We start from the raw sequence: 21,558 nt of genomic DNA, 5'->3' as shown, positions 1-21,558 counted from the left end.
CCCCTGCGAGTATTTCGCCGGGGATGTTTTGCTGTGCCGATGAGTATGCATGACCGGGAGCTCCGGTCATGAGGTTTACAAAGCTTCGGGTGCTCGGCTTCAAGTCCTTCGTCGAACCCAATGAGTTCGTGATCGAGCGCGGGCTGACCGGCGTGGTCGGCCCCAATGGCTGCGGCAAGTCCAATCTTGTTGAAGCCATGCGCTGGGTGATGGGCGAAAACTCCTACAAGAACATGCGCGCCTCGGGCATGGACGACGTGATTTTCTCGGGCTCCGGCAACCGTCCGGCCCGCAACACTGCCGAAGTCGGTCTCTATCTCGACAATTCCGATCGCACCGCCCCTGCGGCCTTCAATGATTCCGACGAGATTCAGGTCACCCGCCGCATCGAACGCGAATCCGGCTCGGTCTACCGCATCAACGGCAAGGAAGCCCGCGCCAAGGATGTGCAGCTGCTGTTTGCCGACGCTTCCACCGGCGCCCGCTCGCCCTCGATGGTGGGGCAGGGCCGTATCGGCGAGCTGATCCAGGCCAAGCCTCAGGCGCGCAGGCAATTGCTCGAAGAGGCGGCTGGCATTTCCGGCCTGTATTCGCGCCGTCACGAGGCGGAACTCAGGCTGCGCGCTGCCGAAACCAATCTCGAGCGGCTTGATGACGTTACATCCGAGCTGGAATCGCAGATCGAAAGCCTCAAGCGGCAAGCCCGCCAGGCCAACCGGTTCAAGGCCCTGTCTGCGGAAGTGCGGCAGTCGGAGGCAATATTGCTGCACCTTCGCTGGTCGATAGCCAAGGCCCAGGAGGGGGAGGCTGAAAGCGCGCTTTCCAAGGCCACCTCCCATGTCGCCGAACTGGCGCAGGCGCAGATGGAAGCGGCGAAGTGCCAAGCCATTGCCGCGCATAAATTGCCCGAACTCCGGGACGCAGAAGCCGCCGCCGCTGCCGCCTTGCAACGGCTGCAGATCGCCCGCACCCAGATTGACGAGGAAGCCGAACGGATTTCACGTCGCCGCGCCGAACTCGACCAGCGGCTGGCACAGCTCAAAACCGACATTGAACGCGAGGAACGTCTGATCGCCGACAATGCCGGGATTATGCAGCGGCTGTCTGCCGAGGAGGCCGAGCTGAAGCTGGCGCTCGAAGGCAGTGGCGAGCGCTCCGCTGCGCTCAAAACCGTGTTTGAAGCGGCGCAGGCCAGACTGACGGAAAGCGAAACTTCGCTGGGTGTCGTCACAGCCGAGCGCGCTGAAGCAGCAGCTGAGCGCACCCAGCTCGACCGCGTCATCCGCGAGGCGGGCGAACGCAAGGCCCGGCTTGAGCGTCAGATCGGCAGCCAGGATGCCGACCTCGCCACGATCGCCGAGCGCGTTGCCGGGCTGCCCGATCCTGCTGCCAAGCGTCGCGACACCGAAATCGCCGAAAAGGCGCTTGCTGATGCCGAGAGCGCTCTGGCCGGGATTGAAGGAGCGCTTGAAGCGGCGCGCCAAGCCGAGACTGCCGCGCGCCAGCCGGTCACCGAAGCAAAGGCCCGGCTCAATGCCATCGAGACTGAAGCCAAGACCATCGCCCGCATGCTCAATGCCGGCCAGGGCTCGGACCTGTTTCCGCCGGTGGTGGAGAGCATCAAGGTAGATCGTGGCTATGAGACGGCACTCGGCGCAGCTCTTGGCGACGATCTCGATCTGCCGCTTGATCCGGCAGCACCCGCCCATTGGGCGAAGCTGCAAAATGACGGCCAGGACCCTGCGCTTCCTGATGGTGTGACGCCGTTGTCGACCCATGTCCGCGCGCCTTTGGAGCTCGCCCGCCGCCTTGCCCATGTCGGGCTGGTGGCTGATGCCGCCCATGGCCTGGCGCTGCATGGATCGCTCAAGCCCGGCCAGCGGCTGGTCACCCGCGATGGCGCGTTGTTCCGCTGGGATGGCTATGTCGCATCGGCTGACGCACCAACCCCTGCCGCTTTAAGGCTCGGGCAGAAAAACCGGTTGACTGAGCTGGATGCCGAAGCCGTCGAGGCGACCAAGGCACTGCGCCTGACCGAAGAAGCCCTGACCCTGAGCGAGACCGCGGTCGCAGCCCGGGTCGGCGAGGGCCGTCTGGCGCGTGACCTGATCCGCGACGCCAGCGGCAAGCTCAGCCGTGCCCGTGATGAACTTGCGAGTGCCGAGCGTGCCTCGGGTGAGTTGTCAAACCGCCGTGCAGTGCTGACCGAATCCCGCGCGCAAGTGGGCGCGCAACTGGCTGAAGCCGTCACAGCGCTGGAGCAGGCGATGGAATCGCTGAAAGCCTGTCCCGATCTGGCCGGCCTCGACGCGGCGCTGGTGCAGGTCAATGCGGAAGTTGCGACTGATCGCGGCGCGCTGGCCGAAGCCCGCGCCGCCCATGAGGGGCTGGAGCGGGAAAACGCCGGTCGTGTCCGCAGGCTCGAAGCCATCGCATCGGAACGGACCTCATGGATCGAGCGCGCCGCCAATGCCGAAAGCCATCTCGCCGCACTGCGCGCCCGGTCCGGGGAAACCGCGACCGAGGTTGCAGGCATTGCCGATGCGCCCGATGAAGTGGCTGCCCGTCGCCGCGCCTTGCTGACCCAATTGAGCGAGGTCGAAAAACGCCGCAAGGACGCTGCCGACGCGCTGGCGCTGGCCGAAACCCGCTCGCGCGAGGCTGACAAGCTCGCCACCGAAGCCATCGGCGCGTTGTCGCAAGGCCGTGAAGTGCGCGGGCGCACCGAGGAACGCTTGATGGCGGCACGGGAACGCCGCGAAGAGGGTGAGGCCCGCATCCGCGAATCGCTCAATTGCCCGCCACATGAAGCCATGCGCCACACCGGTCTGGCTGCTGATGCGGATATGCCGGATCCGGCCCTGGTCGAACGCAATCTCGAGCGCCTCAAGATCGAGCGCGAGCGGCTGGGCGCGGTCAATCTGCGCGCCGAGGAAGAGCAGACCGAACTGTCGGACCGGCTCAACCTGATCATCACCGAGCGCGAGGACATCATCGACGCGATCAAGAAACTGCGCGCCGGCATTCAGGGGCTCAACAAGGAAGGCCGCGAACGCCTGCTCGTCGCCTTCGATGTCGTCAACGCCCAGTTCCAGCGGCTGTTCACCCATCTCTTCGGCGGCGGCACGGCGGAACTGCAATTGATTGAATCCGACGATCCGCTGGAGGCCGGGCTTGAAATTCTTGCCCGGCCGCCCGGCAAGAAGCCGCAAACCATGACGCTGCTGTCGGGCGGCGAGCAGGCGCTGACAGCCATGGCGCTGATCTTCGCGGTGTTTTTGACCAACCCGGCACCGATCTGCGTGCTCGACGAGGTCGACGCGCCGCTGGACGATCACAATGTCGAGCGTTTTTGCAATTTGATGGACGAAATGGCGTCATCGACTGAGACCCGCTTCGTCATCATCACCCACAACCCGATCACCATGGCCCGGATGAACCGGCTGTTCGGCGTCACCATGGCCGAGCAGGGCGTCAGCCAGCTGGTCTCGGTGGATCTGCAGACCGCCGAGCAATTGCGCGACGCGGGATAATCCATGTGACGCGATCTACTGATATCCGGGCCGCGCGTGCGGTGATGTCAGAACCGGTTTCGATTGAAGTCTGCCATTTGGCGTGATATTATCTGCCAGATGGCAAGGATGCGCGCAATGGAACCTCTGCACACGTCAGGATCGGACCTGGAAAACCAGGTCTCGCTGGCAGCAGTGGATCCCGCCCGCCTGGCGCGGGTCTCCGCCACCGCTTTTTCGCGCATCGTGCAGGCCTGGCGCCTCGGCAATGAGGCCGCGGCACAACTGCTCGACATCAGCCCGCGCACCTTCGCCCGGATGAAAAGCGAAAACTGGTAGGGCCGTCTGAGCCGCGACCAGCTGATGCGTGTCAGTGCTGTCACCGGACTCTACAAAGGCTTGCATCTTTATTTCAGCGATGAGCTGGCCGACCGCTGGGTCACGATGCGCAACACCGGACCCCTGTTTGACGGAAGGACGCCGCTGGAGGCGATGATCGAGGGCGGTCTCCCCACCATTCTCGCCACCCGCAACCACATTGATGCCCTGCGGGGCGGTGTGTGACGCTGCCTCTGGCAACACTGGCGCTGTCCGCAACGGTGCGGCTGATCCCGACGGCCTATTACAAGCCGCCGGTGCTGACGCCGTTGGTAAACGACGCGGAGGACCTTGCCGTCCTTGAAGCCCTCGAAGGGCTCACCAGCCAGCGCCTGATCGCGGAGAAAACCGGGCTTGCCGATCTTGACCCGCGCGAATTGCTGTTTCGCGCCTGGGGACAGACCCATGTCAACGCCGCCTTCGCCTATACCCGCAGCGAAGGCAACCGCTTCAACGACGCGGCGCGCGGTGCCTGGTATTCAGGCTTTGACGATCTCACGGCCATCGCCGAGGTCGCCAATCACCGCAGCCGCGAACTCGAACACATCAACCATTTCCACGACGAAGCCATCTATCAGGCACTGCTTGCAGGCCTGATGGGCGATTTCCATGATCTGCGATCCGCACCGCTTGGCACGCCCTGCCTGTCGCCCGACATTGCGGTCGCCTATCCGGCGGGGCAGGCGCTGGCGCGGGCGATGCGCGGGCAGGGATCACGCGGTTTCGTCTACCGCTCGGCACGCAGGATGGGAGGCACCTGCCTCGTCGCCTTCGAGCCGCATTCGGTGCAGAATGTCCGTCCGGGCGCGCGCTGGAAAATGATTTGGAACGGCACCCGGGATTACACCGTCACCACGGAGTGAGTGTTAGCTCAGGCTTACAGCGCCGAAATCAGCGCATTCGTCACCCGGTCCTGGGTTTCTTCATCGAGATAGGGGTGCATCGGCAGGCTGAGCACGCAACCTGACAGCATATCGGTGACCGGCAATGCGCCGCCGGCGATGCCGTGATGGCTGTAGGCATCCTGCAGATGCAGCGGCTTGGCATAATAGACCGCACTGGGCACACCCTGCTCCTTGAGCTTGGTCTGGATGGCCGCGCGTTCGGCGCCTTCGGGTAGCTTGACCGTGTATTGCGCCCACACCGACTGCAGCCCCTTGGGCACTACCGGCGTGGCGACATGGCTTTCGAGCTGTGCGGAATAGCGCGCCGCGATGCGGTTGCGGGCTTCGATTTCATCATCGAAAATTCTGAGTTTCTCGATCAGGATCGCCGCCTGCATGGTGTCGATCCGGCCGGTCATGCCAATGCGGACATTGTCATACTGGCTGGTGCCCTTGCCGTGAAACAGGATCGAGCGAAGCGTGTCGGCCAGCTCGGCATCATCGGTGAAGATCGCGCCGCCATCGCCATAGGCGCCCAGCGGCTTGGCCGGAAAGAAGCTGGTGGCTGTCGCCATCGCCAGCGTGCCGACCCGGCGGTTGTGGTAGCGTGCGCCATAGGCCTGTGCGCCGTCGCCCAGCACCCAGAGGCTTTCGCGCGCGGCAATCTTTGAGACCGCGTCGTAGTCAGCCGGAATGCCGAAAAGATCCACCGGAATGACGCCGACCGGTTCGTGTCCTGCTTCCCGGGCGTTGGCAATCGCGGTTTCGAGCGAAGCCGGGTCCATGTTGAAGGTGTCGGCATCCACATCAACAAACCAGATATGCGCGCCGAGCCAGGCCACCACTTCCGCCGTGGCGACGAAGGTGAAGGCGGGGCAGAAGACGGCTTGGCCGGGCCGGAGATTCTTGGCCATCAGAACCATGGCCAGTGCATCCGTTCCTGACGAACAGGCAACGCTATACGTTGCCCCGCAATGGGCCGACAACTGCGCCTCAAGTTCACCAACCTCTGGGCCCATGATGTATTGGCCGTGGTCAAGCACCCGCGCAATTGCAGCGTCGACCCGATCGCGGATCAGCGCCTGCTGCGCAGCAAGATCGACAAAACGGACTGGATCGCGGCTGTCAGTTGGCATCGTGGTGGTGTCCCGGGGCTCAAAGCTGATGATATTCTCCGCCGCGAGCCCAACAACGACCGGATTTCACAATCGTGTTAAAGCGCCGCGCCATCCGGGTCCATATGCTATCGCTCGATTGCTGCGGATTATGCCACCGTAACAATCACTTTGCGTTGCTTTTGGTGATGCACCGTGACAGCTGCGGCCCGCCGACGGCATGGGATCATTCCACGCAGCCTGCAAGCCGACGCATAAACCCGGGGCCTGATCCCACTAAGCGATTCTTCAAGATTGGTGGATAGCGCCTCACGGAACGAAACCGTGCAGATGTCCGAAAGGTTGTCAGGCGGCTTTCAATCGATATAGGCGCATGTGCAGCCAAGGGCGGGGTTGACCTTTCAACCACGCACCGCATAAGCCATGCGCATGGCCGGTCAGGTTCATTCTTTCCGGTGAGCGACGCGGAGACTAACGGCATGACGAAATGGGTCTACACTTTCGGAGACGGGCAAGCGGAAGGCTCGGCTGCGGACCGGAACCTCTTGGGCGGCAAGGGCGCAAACCTTGCTGAAATGTGCAATCTCGGCCTGCCGGTGCCCCCGGGTCTGACAATCACCACCGATGCCTGCGTCTGGTATTACGACAATGGCCGCAAAATGCCTGATGGTCTCGAAGCTGCGGTCAGCGATGCGCTTGTCGGCGTTGGCACAATAGCCGGGCGTGCCTTTGGCGATCCGGACAAGCCGCTGTTGCTGTCCGTCCGCTCCGGCGCCCGCGCCTCAATGCCGGGCATGATGGACACCGTACTCAATCTCGGCCTCAACGACGAAACCGTCTTGGCTGTTGCGCGCGATTCAGGCGACGAGCGCTTCGCCTTCGACAGTTACCGCCGCTTTATTCAGATGTATGGCGACGTGGTGATGGGGCTCGATCACGAGGTCTTTGAGGATATTCTCGAAGACGAGAAGGCCCGCCTCGGTCATGAACTCGATACCGATGTGTCCGCCGCCGAATGGCGCGAGATCATCGCCCGCTACATGGCGATCATTGAGGAAGAACTTGGTGTGCCGTTCCCGCAGGATCCACATCAGCAGCTTTGGGGCGCCATCGGCGCCGTCTTTTCCAGCTGGATGAACGCCCGCGCCATCACCTACCGTCAATTGCACGACATCCCCGCCTCCTGGGGTACGGCAGTTAACGTCCAGGCCATGGTGTTCGGCAATCTCGGCGATCAGTCCGCCACAGGCGTGGCGTTCACCCGCAATCCGTCAACCGGCGCCAACGAGCTCTATGGAGAATTCCTCGTCAACGCCCAGGGCGAAGATGTTGTCGCCGGTATTCGCACACCGCAATCGATCACCGAAGCCGCGCGGATCGAAGCCGGCTCCGACCGGCCTTCGCTTGAAAAGCTGATGCCGGAAGCCTTCACCGAATTCCTTGCCATCTGCGATCGGCTCGAACGCCATTACCACGACATGCAGGACCTTGAATTCACCATTCAATCCGGCAAGCTGTGGATGCTTCAGACCAGATCCGGCAAACGGACAGCCAAAGCGGCTTTGAAAATCGCCGTCGATATGGCGGGTGAGGGGCTGATTACGCGCGAGCAAGCGGTGCTGCGCATCGACCCGGCCTCGCTCGATCAGCTTTTGCATCCGACCATTGATCCGCATGCCAGCCGCAACATCATCGGCTCCGGACTGCCGGCCTCCCCCGGGGCTGCGACCGGTGAGATCGTCTTCACCTCCGACGAGGCTGTTGAAGCCGCCAAGACCGGCCGCAAGGTCATTCTGGTGCGGGTCGAAACCAGTCCAGAAGACATTCACGGCATGCACGCCGCCGAAGGCATTCTCACCTCGCGCGGCGGCATGACCAGCCATGCGGCTGTGGTCGCCCGTGGCATGGGGACGCCGTGCGTATCCGGTGCCGGCGGCATACGGATCGATGTGCGAAACGGCACGCTGACAGCGCTCGGAACAACGCTCAGGGCAGGCGATGTCATCACGCTTGATGGCTCGTCCGGCCAGGTACTCAGGGGCGCGGTGGCAATGCTGCAGCCTGAACTCTCGGGCGATTTCGGACTGATCATGGAATGGGCCGACGCTACTCGGCGGATGAAAGTCCGCACCAATGCCGAAACACCGGCCGATGCCCGTGCCGCGCGCTCCTTCGGCGCCGAAGGCATTGGCCTGTGCCGCACCGAGCACATGTTCTTTGAGGGCGACCGGATCACCGCCATGCGCGAGATGATTCTCGCCGGCTCCGAAGGCGGTCGCCGAACCGCACTGGCAAAACTGTTGCCAATGCAGCGCTCCGACTTCATCGAGTTGTTCGAGATCATGAAGGGCCTGCCGGTCACCATCCGTTTGCTCGATCCGCCGTTGCACGAGTTTCTGCCCAAAACCGATGAAGAGATCGCCGAAGTGGCGAGCGTTATCGGGGTTTCGGTCGAAAAGCTCAGCCAGCGCGTCGACGAACTGCACGAGTTCAATCCGATGCTCGGCCATCGTGGGTGCCGCTTGGCCATTTCCTATCCGGAAATCGCCGAAATGCAGGCCCGCGCCATCTTTGAAGCCGCCGTTGAAGCTGCCAAATCCACTGGCGCACCGGTTGTGCCGGAAATCATGGTCCCGCTGGTCGGCCTTCGCGAGGAGCTTGACTTCGTCAAGGCGCGGATCGATGCCGTGGCGCGCGAAGTGATAGGCGAGGCCGGCGTCGACATCACCTATCTTGTCGGCACCATGATCGAACTGCCGCGCGCCGCCATTCGTGCCCATGCAATTGCCGAGGTTGCCGAGTTCTTCTCCTTCGGCACCAACGATTTGACCCAGACCACCTTCGGCATATCCCGTGATGATGCCTCATCGTTCCTTTTGACCTACCAGCAAAAGGGCATCATCGAGCAGGACCCCTTCGTCACGCTTGATATCGACGGTGTCGGCGAACTGGTTCGTATCGCGACGGACAAGGGCAGGGCGACGCGTCCTGACATCAAGCTCGGGATCTGTGGCGAGCATGGTGGTGATCCGGCATCGGTGAAATTCTGTGATTCGCTCGGTCTGGATTATGTCAGCTGTTCGCCGTTCCGGGTGCCCATTGCCCGGTTGGCGGCAGCGCAGGCGGCAATCGAGAAAACACGCAGCGCATAAACTCGACATCGCATCGGCGTTAAAATGCCAATGAATCTGCGAAGAGGAATGCTGTTCCAATAATCCGGAGGCCTTGAGAAGAAAAAACCACTTCTCTTCGACGCGCGGCAAATGCCGCCCATCTCATCACTCGCCATAGATTGTATTTTGCCGATACAATTCATGGAGACTAATGCGATGGATCTCGTACCTCTGATCGATCTTATCGGCGAGCCACAAACAGCACTTGTTGGCGGCCTCGTTCTTGGCCTTGCATTTGGCGTGTTTGCCCAGCGCAGCCGCTATTGCACTCGTTCGGCGGTTCTTGCTGCCATGGGCGAGAGCGACCTCAAACCGCTGGCAACCTGGGCCGCAGGATTTGCAGCCGTCATTCTGGCGGTGCAGCTTCTGCTCGGGTCGGACCTGATCAATGTCGAGGAAACCCGGTTTTTCTCCACGGCACAGAGCCTGTCAGGCGCCATCATCGGCGGCCTAGTGTTCGGTATCGGCATGGTGCTGGCGCGTGGCTGCGTGTCGCGGCTTCTGGTGCTTGGCGCTTCGGGTAATCTGCGCGGCGTCTTTTCGATCGCCATCATCGCGGTAACCGCACTCGCCACCTATAGCGGTGTTCTGGTGCCCCTGCGCGACAGCATTGGCAGCGTCTGGAGTACAGCTGCAATCGGCGACAATGATTTGCTCGCACTCACAGGTCTTGATCGTTGGACAGGCATTGCCCTTGGCGCAGTCCTGGCCATCGTTGCCCTCGGGTTCGCGATCAAGGCGAAGCTGTCGCTCTGGCGGCTTTTCGGCGGTGTCATGATCGGCCTCACAGTTGCTACCGGCTGGTATTTCACCTGGCAGCTGTCAACCCAGGTGTTCGAGCCGATCCAGGCCGAAAGCCTGTCCTTCATCCGTCCGCTTGCCACCACCGGCGAACTGGCGCTTGAAAGCGGATTTGCCGGGCTCGATCAGGGCGTTCTCCTGGGTGCTGTCATCGGTGCATTTGTCGCCGCACTGCTTTCGGGTGAGTTCCGCATCTCGACCTTCTCCGAGCCGGGTGTGCCGTCAATCTGGCGCTACGCAGCAGGATCGGTGCTGATGGGCTTTGGCGGCATTCTGGCCGTCGGCTGCACCATCGGCGCTGGTCTCACAGGCGGTTCGGTGCTGGCGGTGTCTTCGCTGCTCGGCCTGGCCTCGATGATTGGCGGCGCGGCGCTGACCCAGCTTGTCTTGCGCTCCGTGGCGCGCGAGTCTGCCAGCCCGTCCGCAATCATTGCTGCGGAGTGATCCTTACGGTCTCCGTCCCTGCTTCAACCACGAGCCGGGGCAGGGATGACAGATTTTGCCACTCAGCACACTCGCCAATGGCCACCACCGGACAATCGATCCCGTAGAGCATCTGCGCCACAAGCGCGCCGGTGGCGATGATGGCGTCATTTTCAAGCAGGATGATCGCCGCGGGCGCAGTGCCGAGCCGGATCGCCTCGGCCAGCACCGATGCGCCGGAGGACGAGCCGCGGCCGCGCTCCATCAACAGGATCGCGCCTGACAGACAGGCCCCGTTCTGCGGGTGAAACCGGTCGATCACCGTGCCGCTGGCGCTGTCAAACCCGCCCCAGAAGCTCAAGGGATCATCAAGCCGAAAAACCGGGCCTTCGGCAGTGCCGTGCACCAGAGCGCGCGCACTCATGACCGCACCACCCGTCCGGCCTTGGCCGACAAAAGCGTGTCGGCAAGGGTGCCGAAGGCGACATCAATCCCGAGGTTTCCGGGTGCGTAATAGGCCCATTTTCCGGAATTGGTCATCACTGCCCCCGACAGATCCCGGATGATCGACGTGACATAGGTGCAAGTGTCGACAACCACGGTGACACCGGCCCGTTCCAGCCGCGCGGCACGGCCATCTTCGCTCAGCTGCTGCCATTCATGACGTCCGGTGTTGATGTAGATAGGCACGGAAAACGGCGCCAGATCGAGCATCGGAATCAGCCTGTCAAACTCGGTCAGTGAAAAATGCGGTGTTCCAAGCGCCACTGCCGTGAGGGCCGTGCCGTCGGGCACGGTGCAGAGCTTGGCCAGAATGTCCGAAATGTCCGCCGGCCCGAGCCGCGCCACGACAGGAATGTCTTCCCCGCCCGTCGCAGTCTGAAGATCCGGCGCTTCCGGCGTCAGGCCGACGGCATGAAACATCGCCACACTGCCCGATGATGCAGCGGCCGCACCAAGTGCCTTGAGATCGTCCTCGCTCGTGCAGGCCGGCAGTCCGGTGATAGCGGCAATCGTGTCGCCGCATTGCTTGCCGACAATCAGTCCGGCCGCCACTGCAATGCCGCCTGCTTGGTCCGGGCCGGCATCGGCAAATCCGCTGATCTCGACGATCACGCGCGCGAGCCGGTTTCTGGGCCGATGCAGGCCGTAATCAGGAACCCGGCCGGTCAACGCGCAGGCCAGATCGATGAAGTCGCCATATCGGTTGGTGCGCGCACCGATGACAGAATTGGCAAATACGATGGCGTTGGATTCGGCCCAGGCCAGCTGATCGCCGAATTTCGGCCTGAGCAAGGTCTGGTAGGGCGCACAGGTGAAGCTTGGCGTGCAGCCAAGTTCAACATGAGCTTCCATCAACCGCTTTCCGGCAGCACCAATCGCAGGGTCGCCGATGAATAAATCCGGGTGGATGAGATCGACCGAGCCGACATTGAGGGTGGTGGGAACCTTGACGCGGCCCTCCAGAGCCACGAAACGCTCGACGAAGTCGAGACTGGCCTGCCCATGATACAGGCATCCATCGACATGGGCGCTGGCGCAAGGCAGCAGACGCCTGGCGCCGACAGCCTGGGCGAATCGCACCACAAGGCCGAATGCATCTGCAGCCGCTCGCCCCTGCCGGCCCTCCATGATGTCACGATCTGTCTGCGTCAATTCCACTTGGCTATCCCCGCGCTTGAAGTGCGGAGACTAAAGCATCGTGTGTAACAATGTGCAGCGATTTTGCGAGTTCAGCACATAAAAATCGAGTTGAATTCACTCACCCCGATCCGTCCGGATGCACCACGTTCCGGCTTTTGCGATGGCTGTCAGTGTGCAATCAGATCATGGCTGGATCCAAGAATGTCAGAGCTTTTCCAGCACAGCGACAAAGGCTTTGGCGAACCGCAGCAGGTCAGCAGTTGTATCATCAGGTTCCACTGCCCAGGCTTGGTCGCCATCATTGCTCAGCAACACGAGGCCAAACCGTCCGCCATTTTCGCGCGACAGGCAGACAACGGCAATTCGCTGCGCATCGTCCAGTAGCCCGGATGCAGGCAGATCAAACAGGAATTCGCCGTTTACGCGCTTGGCGGCTTCGCGAACGGCTTCGCAAAATCCGTTTCCGCCGACGTCATTGAGGTCCAGCGCCAGATCAAGTTCAACCAGATCCAGCGCCATCGGGGAGCGGGTGGCTTCGCTTGGGCGGCGCAGAGATGTTGGCTGCGTCACGCCCACGGATGTTGAGGCAGGCTGCACTTGGCCATGCATGGGCGTTGATGTGGCGTCAGTCGCCATGGCGGATCTCCTTGAAAACCGTGGACCTTGTCCGGGTTGATCTACCCCCGGAAACGAGGATTGCTTTCAAGCATGGCTGAAGTGAGGCGCTTGCCGCGACTGCCCTGAGCGGCTAAGGAATTCCACCTCATCCATGCGTGCAGTCCCGCGCGCCTCTTGTCCCGCAGACCCGGTCGTCACCATGCCCTTCCGACCTCACCGACCGCAATCCATCGCCGCCAGTTGGTCGCGCAGGCTTGGCCGATTCGCCCTGCTGCTGGCATTGATGGCTTTGGCACTGCACCGGGCGGGCATACTGGTGCTGCCCAATGCGGTTGCTGCCATTTTGCTGGCGTCGGTTCTGGCGATCTTTGTGCTGGGACTGTCGATGATAGGCTTTTTCATGCTCTGGCATGTCGGCGCCAAAGGCGGCCATGCGTCTTTCAGTGGCCTGGTGATGGCGCTGCTGGTGCTGATCCCCGTCGGCATTGCGGCCAGCCGCTATGTTCTTCTTCCCACGATCCATGATGTGTCGACAGATATTGTCGACGCGCCGGAATGGCTTGAGCCACCAGTCATCACCGCGTCCTGGATGCGGCGGTCGGATGGCGGTGATCCGGCTGCACGAGACTTGCAAATCATGGCTTATCCGCAGGTCACCGGGCGACGCTATGAGGGCGCCATCGACCGTGTGCTTCTGGCGGTGCGCGCGGTGGTGGAGGAAAACAAGTGGACGCAGGTTGCCAATGTCGGAGTTGAAGCGCTGGTCGATGGTCTCGAGCGGACGACTGAGCAAGCAGGCGAGAGCGAGGTCACATCCAGTGGCGAGGTTGACCCTGCGCGGGCCCCCATCCCCCTGCCGCGCCCGGACATCGAGAACCAGCCGCTTGCAGCCCAACCCACATTCGCCCTCGTGCAATACGCAACCAAAACCCTGATCCTCGGCATTCCGCAAGATGTGCTGATCCAGCTGGTCGAAGAGGAGGAAACCACCTTTGTCGACATGCGCGCCGCAACACGGGACGGAGACCATGATCTTGGTCTGAACGCCGAATTGCTGAAGGACTTTCTGCGCGACCTCGATATCCGGTTGCTCGGCATTGCCGGCGGCTAGATACTGACGCTACAGGGTTCACCCTACAACTCCTAAGCCGCCCGGTATTCGCCGTTGATCGCCGGCGGTCCGTCGGTGACGACCTCGCCGCGGCTGACCAGATCCTCCAGATGCGCCAGCACTGACAATGCCGCCGCTCCATGCAGCCGCGGATCGGTGCTGCGGTAGATCACCTTGACCATCTCGCTGATCAGCCGGTCGCCCTTTTCAATTCGACCGAGAACGGCGCGTTCGCGCATCCGCCGGTGCGTTTTCAGCGCCCGGACAAATTGCCGTGGCTCCTTTACCGGTCCGCCGTGACCAGGCAGGTAGCCGCGGTCGTCGCGTGCGGCCAGCATGTCGAGCGAAGCCATGAAATCACTCATCGCGCCATCGGGTGGAGCAATGATCGATGTCGCCCACGCCATGACATGATCGCCGGAAAAAACGAGGCCGGTGCCCATCAGCGCGAAGGCTGCGTGATTGGCCGTATGGCCCGGCGTGTGCAAGGTTTCCATGGCCCAGCCGTCGCCACTGATCACGTCGCCATGCAGAGAGGCGACATCCGTGACAAAATCCATGTCCGAGCTTTCCTTGAGCGGATTGACCTCGCCGGTGAAAAGCGGGCGCGCGGCGCGGTGCGGCCCCTCGGCGACAATCGTAGCACCCGTGTCAGCTTTGAGCCGCGCGGCCAGTGGTGAATGGTCCTTGTGGGTGTGGGTCACGAAGATGTGGCTGACCGGACGGCCGGCAATGGCAGTGACCAGGGTCCGCCAATGGCTTTCATCTTCCGGCCCCGGGTCGATCACCGCCAGTGTGTCGCGGCCAATTATATAGCTGTTGGTGCCATGGAAGGTCATCGGACCGGCATTGGGTGCGGTCACCCGCAGCACATTCTCGGCAACAGCCACGGCATCACCATGGGCCGGCTCGAAAGCCTTGTCGAACTCCGGTTCTTTCACCAATGTCTCCAATTTCCGCAATGGCTTGGCTCAATGCCAAAGCCCTTTGCCATGGCCAGTTGTGGATGGCCGTTGATTTTGGCGGGACTGTCTTGCTGTCAGCCCCTTAAGTCAATATACCGATTTGAAGGCGTGACTGCGCCAGCATGCCAACCAACTGGAGAAAGATCCATGGCCATCGCCCCCGCTCGCTCCCTCGTCGAGTCTTTCGCCCCTGAAAGCACAGCCGCCCGCTACGCGACTTTTGGCGCTCTTGCGCTGTTTGGCAGCATAGCCATCGCCATTGCCGGCAAGATTACCGTTCCGTTCTGGCCTGTCCCGGTCACGATGCAGACGCTGGTGATTTTTGTCATCGCTGCTGCTTTCGGTCGCAAACTCGCGCTTGCAACGCTTGCCGCTTACCTGATTGAGGGTGCCGCCGGTCTTCCGGTGTTTACCAATGGCGGCGGTCTTGCCTATTTTGCAGGTCCGACAACCGGTTATCTCGCCGGTTTCGTTATTGCCGCCGGCCTGACCGGTTGGGCCGCCGATCGCGGGTATGACCGCAACGCGTTCAAGCTGTTCGCCGTCAACCTGACAGGCACCGCCATCATCCTGCTTCTCGGCGCAGCCTGGATCGCAATGGTCTTCGGACCTGACAAGGCGCTTGCCTGGGGCGTTGGCCCGTTCATCGCCACCGACGTGATCAAGGCAGCGTTGGCGGCTGCGGTGGTTCCCGCTGGCTGGCAGATCGCCAACCTGCTGCGGCGCTAAGCCGAAACACACTTCGAAACTCGGGCTTTGTTCGGGTGACTGAATGAGTGACCCGCGTAGCGTGATGCTGCGCGGGTTTTTTGATGCACTGAATTTCCTTGCCGAGGGATGGTTTCGCCGCTTGTGATCGGGCGCGTCTTTTGCTATCCCGGCGATGCTTCCGGAGATTTCCGGGATGCGCCCGGCGATTGATCCACGCGTCGGGCTGAGTGTTGGGGCGTAGCCAAGTGGTAAGGCAATGGTTTTTGGTACCGTCACCCCTGGTTCGAATCCAGGCGCCCCAGCCAACTCATATTTATTGTTTAAAATCAAATAGATAGATTAAATTAGAAAACGCCAAGTGTTACAGTTTTGTGGATGATACAAGCGTATCAGCCACCCTCCGATTTTACACCTTGGGATAACAATTGGGAAAAACCCTATTTTTCTGCGTTCCGACGCTGATCTGCTGGGTTTACGCTTCGCAAGCGGTCGCACTTAGCCAATCCTGGATTCAAAGCAGGAAGTGTCGATCCGGCTTCGTTTCCTCGCAAAGCAGTATTTTTGACCAATCAATCGGCTCGTCGAAACCAAGTAAGATAGGCGGTCGACCGCGTAGATAGTAGTTATGTTGTTTCTTCAGACCTATTTCAACAAGTTCGCGAACATGTATGATACAACCTGAGAAGTCGCAATTTTCAAACGAAAATTCAAATTCTTTGTGATTTCTAAGCGCGATGAGGGAAGAAACAGAACCTATATCGCAATTCGAAAAACTACACCGGTAGAACCGATCATCTACATTTACTGGTCGCCATCCGCGAATTTCAACATTATTGAAATTAACATTGTCGAGATTATCTATTTCATAGTGAATGTCGTAATCGAAAATGCCACTCTTGTACTGAATAGATGCGAATCCTGGGATAAAGTTCCAATAAGTGACGTAGTCGTCATCATAGTGATTGTCAGGATCATAGTTGGTGCAGTCGAATGAGATTTCGCGCCCTGTGTTCACACCATTCTGCTCGCCGCTTCGCATCGCGCCAGAAATTTGAGAACGATGACGGTTGCTATGATTTTCTGACATTCGGTCCTCTACAAAATCTGCAAGTAAGCTCATACCTTGAAAAGCATACCCCTTATCTGGACCTGATATTAGAACACCGAGTGTAGCGATTCCCGCAGAGACGTGAGCCGGTTTTTCGACATCCGCAAGCAACTTTGCACCCTCCTGCAATAGTTTTGCACGACCTTCGTTTTCTGACTGATTCGCCTGACGTGTATTGATAGAACCACGCCAACCTGCTGTGCAAAAAGTCACAAGAGCGAACAATGCGACTCCGAAGGGAGCTAGCACTTGCGCACTCTTTACGTCTTTTTCGGGGTCAAACCCATCAGCGAAAATCCAAAGGAATGAGCATAGGACAGCGAGTGCCGTGAATATCGCGCTGGTAATAGCAAGTGTATACCAGTGATTTTCGGATATCGCAGGCCAATCTCCAACGCCACGTTCATCACTTTGCTTGCTCATGCGGATGCTTCCCAACTTAGCCGACTCATGATTGAAAAGAATATCCTAAAACTGTAAGCCCGCCGAATGAGACCGGCGGGCTTGCGATAGTTAGGTGGATTGAAGCCAAACAACGCTTTCGTCATAGTCCGTCCATGCCAAATGCTCATCTTTGAACTTCTGCAAGCCGGGTTCTGTCTTGATGGCGTCAGCGACCCGACTGCGAACCGTATCGGCGTCAATGGTGCCATGCAGGTAGTCGGCAAGGATTTCTTCGAAAACGGCAGGCGTGTCCTTCGGCATCGGCATTATGCTGTCCCCTTCATTTCCATAGCCTGTAACTCAGGATCGGGGGTCCGAATAACATCTACAACATGATAATCGAGGTTCGATTTGTTGTAGTGAGCCGCGATGAAGAGGCCGGACGGAGAACTGTTGAAAATTTCGACGAAGAACTCATCCGTTTCATAAATGCTGTCGGCCATTGTGTCTTCGGTTCCTGTCCGCCCATGAAGGCCGTTGATGAAGCTGTTGAACTGTTTCCGTTCCATACGTTCATGAATGCGCTTGACGGGGATTTCAGGCTTCTCGATTTCATCGCATAAGCTTTTTGTGCATTCTATCTGTTCTTCAAAACTCAATTTCAGCGGTTGCGGGCTTCGAAGTTCGTTCTGCAATTGAGCGCTGTGAAGATTGAAGGCGGTTACCATGGCCATCAGATCATCAGGCACGTTACCGGCAGGCTCCAAGGCCCCTATTGCCATCAACAATTCACCCCCCCAATTTTCCAAGTGGGAACGGTGAAGCTCGGAGACTTCTTCATATTTCGAATAGGCGTCCTGCAATTTGTTGTGTCGCGAGCTTGCTAGCTTGAAACTCTCCGCAAGCTGCGCATCCTTGTGCATTGTGGCGGGTGTGGATGGTGTGTTATTGTCGTTTGTCATCGCTAAGTTTCCTAAGTTGGTGATGTCTCTAATGTGTGGACTGGCCAAGCGGTGCCTGAGAAACGTTGCTTGGCCAGTCCCTTTTTAAATGGCTAATCGCCCGTCACTTTCCACTGTGGAAATGACCACCGGACCTGCTTATCTAGCCGGGCCAGCATCTTTTTCAGCCGAGCAATGTCAGCTTCCTTCGCCTTGGCCGCGACGGGGTCGATGGGTTGTGAGTTTGCATGTAGTTGAAGCTGTGCGTCTATTTCCTCGCGTTTATGTTTGTTGATGAGCGCCGCCAAGCCGCTGGCAGCGTCGATAAGGCAAGCCACGGTCATTTCTGCCCGTTGGAGTGAGTTGCTAGCGTCGGGCAGTTCGGAGAATTTCAATTCATCCGCAAATTCTGCTGGCCCGTCATGGTAAAAGTCCGGGATCGGAATGCTCGCTATCAATAGCGGGATTTCGAAGTCTTCGACGTTCGCGTCATCGGCGTAGAATTCCGAAAATGGACGCGACGCAAGATTGCTCACTGCATCGCCAGGTGCCTTCTGAGCTTCCCGCTTGCGCTTGGTATGCCTTCGTTGTCGTTCTGCATTGCTGAGTGCCATGACTTTCTCCCATTAAGGAGCGTTATGTTCTAATCATAACGATTTGTCAAGTGTTAGCTTCAGAGCATAACGAAACAGGGCGCGGCCTAACCGGCAGGTTCATCGCTGCGAATGCTGTCGGGCCAAATCCGGGCAGTCTCGCCAAGGATCATCTTGAGCCGGTCGGTGCATTCGATCTCGAGCGCTGAAGGTGTGAGCTTCAGCAGTGCTTCGATGAGGTTCTGGTAGGTTGTGTCTGAAAGGTAGGTGTCGGTTAGCATTGTGCTCTCCTTGGTTGAGGTGAGCGCTATAACTGAATCTTGTGGATTCTCATGTCAACAATAAAAATCAAATAAAATCAAATAGATAGGTAAGTCAAAATTGACTTATCTGATATAAATGGCCGGAAAGGACGAATCCAAACCGGCCATTATGTTGATTGTTCATTTGGAGTTTCATGAACATGTAAACTATATATCAAATATTGTTTTTATGCAATATTAAAAAACTATATCAATCGATCATAACGATATTTGTGTATTCAGAAAGAAGTTTCGTTCGACGCTTGTTGTAGAATATACATGATTCAGAGCGAACATTGTTTGATGCGTAATACCAATCACCGGATATTGGCCTCTTAATGATCGAGAGATATCCGGCTTTTGGCTGGGTCTTATAGGATTCTTTTGCGCAGTAGTTAGCCCACACCACTGTTGGTGCTTCTCTAATCTTAACTTGATGCTGACGGTTCTTCGTCCATTCTCCACCGGCCCGGCGCATGGCTTTTCGAGCTGCTTGGAAATCTTTGGCTGCGAGATTCACCTCGCCATGAATATGCAGCCGTTTCCGGTCTGTTAGCTCAAACACGAACCAGAGATCGACCTTCCGACCAAGTGCAGCTTTGAGCTCACGGTTAAGGCGATCGGCCAGGTATTTGGTAGCGGACTTGGCTGCCCGCACCTTTGCTTCTATCTCCGGCGATAGGTTGAGCGTAAAGTCCGCCAGGTTGCCCGTGGAGTGCATTGCGCGGTGAAACCACTCGATGCGAGCCTGATCCGACAGATCGCGCCACAAGGCTGGTTTGCGGTGATTTGTGAGGTGTGGGGTTTCTATGTTGTACTGACGCCAGAAGCGGTCGGAGTGTTCGCGTTCTTTGTCGGTGAGTTGTTCGGGTGTGGTCTTGGGCTTGTTGTTGGTCTGGGGTGGCTTATTGATAGAGATGACTTTGGTTGGTTGTGTAGGGCGTGAGGGGGGTATTACGTATGTAACTGAAATGCCCCCTTCAGCCACCGCTTGCTCGAATGCATCAACCGCCTGAAACAACGGGTGAAATTTGCCGTCGCGATAGGCCGATTTCACCCGCTTCTGTTTCGCATTTTTGTCAACATTTGCCACGGCTTTAATTGGCTGCCTTGCTCAAATTGGCGGCAAAGTCATTGGCGACCGAGCGGGAAACGGTCTTCTCCGCGCCGGTATCAAGGTCCAGAAGCTTGACGCTCATTCCCCTTCTCACAGCGCCGAGATTGGCGTCTGAAAGAAATGGATTGTTCTTCGATGGCTTCAGAATGGGACCGGTAATGCCCCTGATCGTATCGGCATAGGATTTCGCCAGGTCGCGTGTGAGTGTCTTGGAGAAAGTGCCGAGGTCAAGCTTGACCCTGTCGCCAGCGCGCTCGACTTTCATTCCAGGCACTTCATCAGGCAAATTCCCCTTAGCGATCTGTTCGTTGATGAACATCGCGATGCAATCTGGTATCTTCATATTCAGATTTTTAGAGAGTGCGCTTAACTGCTGAATTCGCTCTGCAGGTAGTTTGATATGGTTCGCCATGACGGGCTCCTTATTGTGACCACCAATATACACGAAACAACAGAATCCAGCAAGGCCCGACAAGAGATCGCGGGTGCGGGTTATGGCGGAATTTGCGTCGACACATTCGGCCCTTAACCGACTTTCAAGGGTTAGACAGCGTATGAACGGTCGCAGCAATTTTGTACTTAGGCGGGGGGGGGGCAGCCAAGGGCTCTCCCCGCCTATCAAAGCGAGACTTATGGCTTGATTAGGCAATCCAAAACGGATTTGAGAAAAGCAACGATCTATGCGAGCCTCTCGCCTTAAAGATTCCTATCTATTTCAGATGAATGGGGCAAAGATGGCAAATCAACTAATACTCTCAGAGGACGGAGACGGTGAGGGTTCCTCAGGTTTTTCTTTTCGCGTAAAGCGTGAAAAAATTGGAGATTTTGTGAAAAGCCTATTGGGGCAACCTTATGAAATTGAGAGGCCCATTAAAGGTCAGTTCGACTTAAATAAAGAAGGTGTAAATCATCTAATTCAGCTCATTGAACAAAGAATTGCTCAACAGAACGAATTTGACTTAATCGAGTTCAATGCAAAGATTGGTTACGCAGATGGGCATATTCGTACTATCTCGAACATTGAAACATTTTCAAGTTACGTTGACACATCAAATTCAGAAACTGTATCTATCAAATTTATTATTACGTATTTAATTTTTTTCCCCGGAAAAGAGATACCAGAAAAACAAGAAATCGATTTTAAAGCATTTTCTTCTCACAATTTTTTGAGTAGATCGTATAAACCTGGGGTTTTTATTACTGGGAGTAATTACGATACTTATGGAATTGTTTATTTGATAAGATCTACGGAGCGAACATGGGCGGAAGACATAGATAATATGTTAAAGGCGTCATTAGACGATTTTATCATTGATGAAAAAACTCCATACAAGCTTATAAGTATTGTAAGAAGTATTTTTGTTTCAATTTTTCTTGCGTCCTCCGTTGGTGTTCCTGTAATAGTGGATTACTACAGAACAAAAGCGCAAATAGACAATATAATTACTCCAATTTTTAATAAAAATGACGGAATTGAAAAATTTTATAGCTCAACAATAGAGGTATTGAGGAGATACCTTGAGGTTGGGCCATCTGCATTTCAAATATTGTATTATATAATATTTTTTGCATCAATGATTTTTTTCTCTATATGGGTAGGAAATTCCGGAAGTAAGAAAAAATCTTATGTTGTACTAAATAAAAAAGCGGAAAAAAGTATGAAAGAGTTTCGCTTTGAACAGAGCAAAGAACCCTTTAGGCTTGTTCGTGACGTATTTATAGGGCTTATTGTGTCATCCGTAGCAAACTACGCTTTCTATTTCGTTACAAAAATTTAG

At 57.6% G+C, this 21,558-nt stretch carries 21 protein-coding genes and 1 tRNA gene; 10 read left to right on the top strand and 12 right to left on the bottom strand.

Annotated elements, in window-relative coordinates; translation table 11 throughout:
- Window positions 1–68: 68 nt before the first annotated feature.
- The 4 genes from smc (at window position 69) to IMCC20628_RS13650 (ending at window position 4,753) form a co-directional block, all read left to right on the top strand.
- Window positions 69–3,533, top strand: coding sequence for a chromosome segregation protein SMC (smc, locus tag IMCC20628_RS13660; protein WP_047030673.1), 3,465 nt, complete (start codon window positions 69–71; stop codon window positions 3,531–3,533).
- Between the two features lie 117 nt (window positions 3,534–3,650).
- Complete coding sequence (locus IMCC20628_RS25660) at window positions 3,651–3,851, top strand: antitoxin Xre-like helix-turn-helix domain-containing protein (RefSeq protein ID WP_245307779.1); 201 nt, start codon at window positions 3,651–3,653, stop codon at window positions 3,849–3,851.
- 24 nt (window positions 3,852–3,875) lie between these two features.
- Window positions 3,876–4,076 carry an antitoxin Xre/MbcA/ParS toxin-binding domain-containing protein gene (locus tag IMCC20628_RS13655; RefSeq protein ID WP_245307778.1) on the top strand — a complete coding sequence of 67 codons (201 nt, stop codon included), beginning with the start codon at window positions 3,876–3,878 and terminating at the stop codon, window positions 4,074–4,076.
- On the top strand, window positions 4,073–4,753 hold the full coding sequence (locus IMCC20628_RS13650) for an RES family NAD+ phosphorylase (protein ID WP_245307777.1): 681 nt from the start codon (window positions 4,073–4,075) through the stop codon (window positions 4,751–4,753). Before IMCC20628_RS13655 ends, IMCC20628_RS13650 begins: the two co-directional genes overlap by 4 nt.
- Before the next feature lie 14 nt (window positions 4,754–4,767).
- Here the strand turns inward: IMCC20628_RS13650 and IMCC20628_RS13645 are convergent, their stop codons facing one another.
- Window positions 4,768–5,910, bottom strand: a complete 1,143-nt coding sequence (locus tag IMCC20628_RS13645; RefSeq protein WP_047030672.1) for a DegT/DnrJ/EryC1/StrS family aminotransferase — start codon at window positions 5,908–5,910, stop codon at window positions 4,768–4,770.
- 458 nt (window positions 5,911–6,368) lie between these two features.
- Here IMCC20628_RS13645 and ppdK point away from each other — a divergent pair, with 458 nt between their 5' ends.
- Window positions 6,369–9,041, top strand: a complete 2,673-nt coding sequence (gene ppdK, locus IMCC20628_RS13640) for a pyruvate, phosphate dikinase (protein WP_047030671.1) — start codon at window positions 6,369–6,371, stop codon at window positions 9,039–9,041.
- A 177-nt stretch (window positions 9,042–9,218) separates the two neighbouring features.
- Window positions 9,219–10,307 carry a YeeE/YedE family protein gene (locus IMCC20628_RS13635; RefSeq protein ID WP_047030670.1) on the top strand — a complete coding sequence of 363 codons (1,089 nt, stop codon included), beginning with the start codon at window positions 9,219–9,221 and terminating at the stop codon, window positions 10,305–10,307.
- Here IMCC20628_RS13635 and IMCC20628_RS13630 read toward each other — a convergent pair.
- The 3 genes from IMCC20628_RS13630 to IMCC20628_RS13620 form a co-directional block, all read right to left on the bottom strand.
- Window positions 10,291–10,710: a DUF126 domain-containing protein gene (locus IMCC20628_RS13630; RefSeq protein WP_047030669.1), complete on the bottom strand. Its 420-nt coding sequence runs from the start codon at window positions 10,708–10,710 to the stop codon at window positions 10,291–10,293. The two genes, IMCC20628_RS13635 and IMCC20628_RS13630, sit on opposite strands and share 17 nt — an antisense overlap.
- Entirely contained in the window at window positions 10,707–11,948 is a 1,242-nt protein-coding gene (locus tag IMCC20628_RS13625; protein WP_280949417.1) for an aconitase X catalytic domain-containing protein, read from the bottom strand. Before IMCC20628_RS13625 ends, IMCC20628_RS13630 begins: the two co-directional genes overlap by 4 nt.
- A gap of 186 nt (window positions 11,949–12,134) precedes the next feature.
- Window positions 12,135–12,566, bottom strand: coding sequence for a hypothetical protein (locus tag IMCC20628_RS13620; RefSeq protein ID WP_052766427.1), 432 nt, complete (start codon window positions 12,564–12,566; stop codon window positions 12,135–12,137).
- 181 nt (window positions 12,567–12,747) lie between these two features.
- Here IMCC20628_RS13620 and IMCC20628_RS13615 point away from each other — a divergent pair, with 181 nt between their 5' ends.
- A complete protein-coding gene (locus IMCC20628_RS13615; protein ID WP_047032570.1) occupies window positions 12,748–13,659 on the top strand; it encodes a DUF1499 domain-containing protein in 912 nt (303 codons plus the stop codon).
- Window positions 13,660–13,691: 32 nt separating this feature from the next.
- Here the strand turns inward: IMCC20628_RS13615 and IMCC20628_RS13610 are convergent, their stop codons facing one another.
- A complete protein-coding gene (locus tag IMCC20628_RS13610) occupies window positions 13,692–14,600 on the bottom strand; it encodes an MBL fold metallo-hydrolase (RefSeq protein ID WP_047030668.1) in 909 nt (302 codons plus the stop codon).
- 171 nt (window positions 14,601–14,771) lie between these two features.
- Here IMCC20628_RS13610 and IMCC20628_RS13605 point away from each other — a divergent pair, with 171 nt between their 5' ends.
- Together IMCC20628_RS13605 and IMCC20628_RS13600 are read left to right on the top strand one after the other, a co-directional pair.
- Window positions 14,772–15,353, top strand: coding sequence for a biotin transporter BioY (locus IMCC20628_RS13605; protein WP_047030667.1), 582 nt, complete (start codon window positions 14,772–14,774; stop codon window positions 15,351–15,353).
- Window positions 15,354–15,566: 213 nt separating this feature from the next.
- Window positions 15,567–15,640, top strand: a tRNA-Gln gene (locus IMCC20628_RS13600).
- Window positions 15,641–15,846: 206 nt separating this feature from the next.
- On the opposite strand, the gene IMCC20628_RS13595 is transcribed toward IMCC20628_RS13600, so the two are convergent.
- The 7 genes from IMCC20628_RS13595 to IMCC20628_RS13570 all read right to left on the bottom strand — a co-directional run bounded on the left by IMCC20628_RS13595 (window position 15,847) and on the right by IMCC20628_RS13570 (window position 20,192).
- The gene (locus IMCC20628_RS13595) at window positions 15,847–16,866 is read right to left on the bottom strand and encodes a hypothetical protein (protein ID WP_047030666.1); all 1,020 of its coding nucleotides are present in this window, start codon (window positions 16,864–16,866) and stop codon (window positions 15,847–15,849) included.
- A 90-nt stretch (window positions 16,867–16,956) separates the two neighbouring features.
- Complete coding sequence (locus tag IMCC20628_RS13590; protein WP_047030665.1) at window positions 16,957–17,154, bottom strand: hypothetical protein; 198 nt, start codon at window positions 17,152–17,154, stop codon at window positions 16,957–16,959.
- Window positions 17,154–17,789 (bottom strand): hypothetical protein, encoded by a 636-nt coding sequence (locus IMCC20628_RS13585; RefSeq protein ID WP_047030664.1) that lies wholly within the window; start codon window positions 17,787–17,789, stop codon window positions 17,154–17,156. Before IMCC20628_RS13585 ends, IMCC20628_RS13590 begins: the two co-directional genes overlap by 1 nt.
- A gap of 92 nt (window positions 17,790–17,881) precedes the next feature.
- Window positions 17,882–18,382 carry a hypothetical protein gene (locus IMCC20628_RS13580; RefSeq protein ID WP_047030663.1) on the bottom strand — a complete coding sequence of 167 codons (501 nt, stop codon included), beginning with the start codon at window positions 18,380–18,382 and terminating at the stop codon, window positions 17,882–17,884.
- Window positions 18,383–18,468: 86 nt separating this feature from the next.
- Window positions 18,469–18,642 carry a hypothetical protein gene (locus IMCC20628_RS25140; RefSeq protein ID WP_156174516.1) on the bottom strand — a complete coding sequence of 58 codons (174 nt, stop codon included), beginning with the start codon at window positions 18,640–18,642 and terminating at the stop codon, window positions 18,469–18,471.
- Window positions 18,643–18,874: 232 nt separating this feature from the next.
- A complete protein-coding gene (locus IMCC20628_RS13575) occupies window positions 18,875–19,756 on the bottom strand; it encodes a hypothetical protein (RefSeq protein WP_047030662.1) in 882 nt (293 codons plus the stop codon).
- Between the two features lie 4 nt (window positions 19,757–19,760).
- Window positions 19,761–20,192, bottom strand: coding sequence for a hypothetical protein (locus IMCC20628_RS13570; protein ID WP_156174515.1), 432 nt, complete (start codon window positions 20,190–20,192; stop codon window positions 19,761–19,763).
- Window positions 20,193–20,514: 322 nt separating this feature from the next.
- Between IMCC20628_RS13570 and IMCC20628_RS13565 the strand changes: the two genes are divergently transcribed.
- On the top strand, window positions 20,515–21,558 hold the full coding sequence (locus IMCC20628_RS13565) for a hypothetical protein (protein WP_156174514.1): 1,044 nt from the start codon (window positions 20,515–20,517) through the stop codon (window positions 21,556–21,558).

Source organism: Hoeflea sp. IMCC20628, assembly GCF_001011155.1.
GTDB lineage: Bacteria > Pseudomonadota > Alphaproteobacteria > Rhizobiales > Rhizobiaceae > Hoeflea.
The sequence above is the reverse complement of the archived record's forward strand: the minus strand, read 5'-3'. Positions and strand labels throughout refer to the sequence as shown.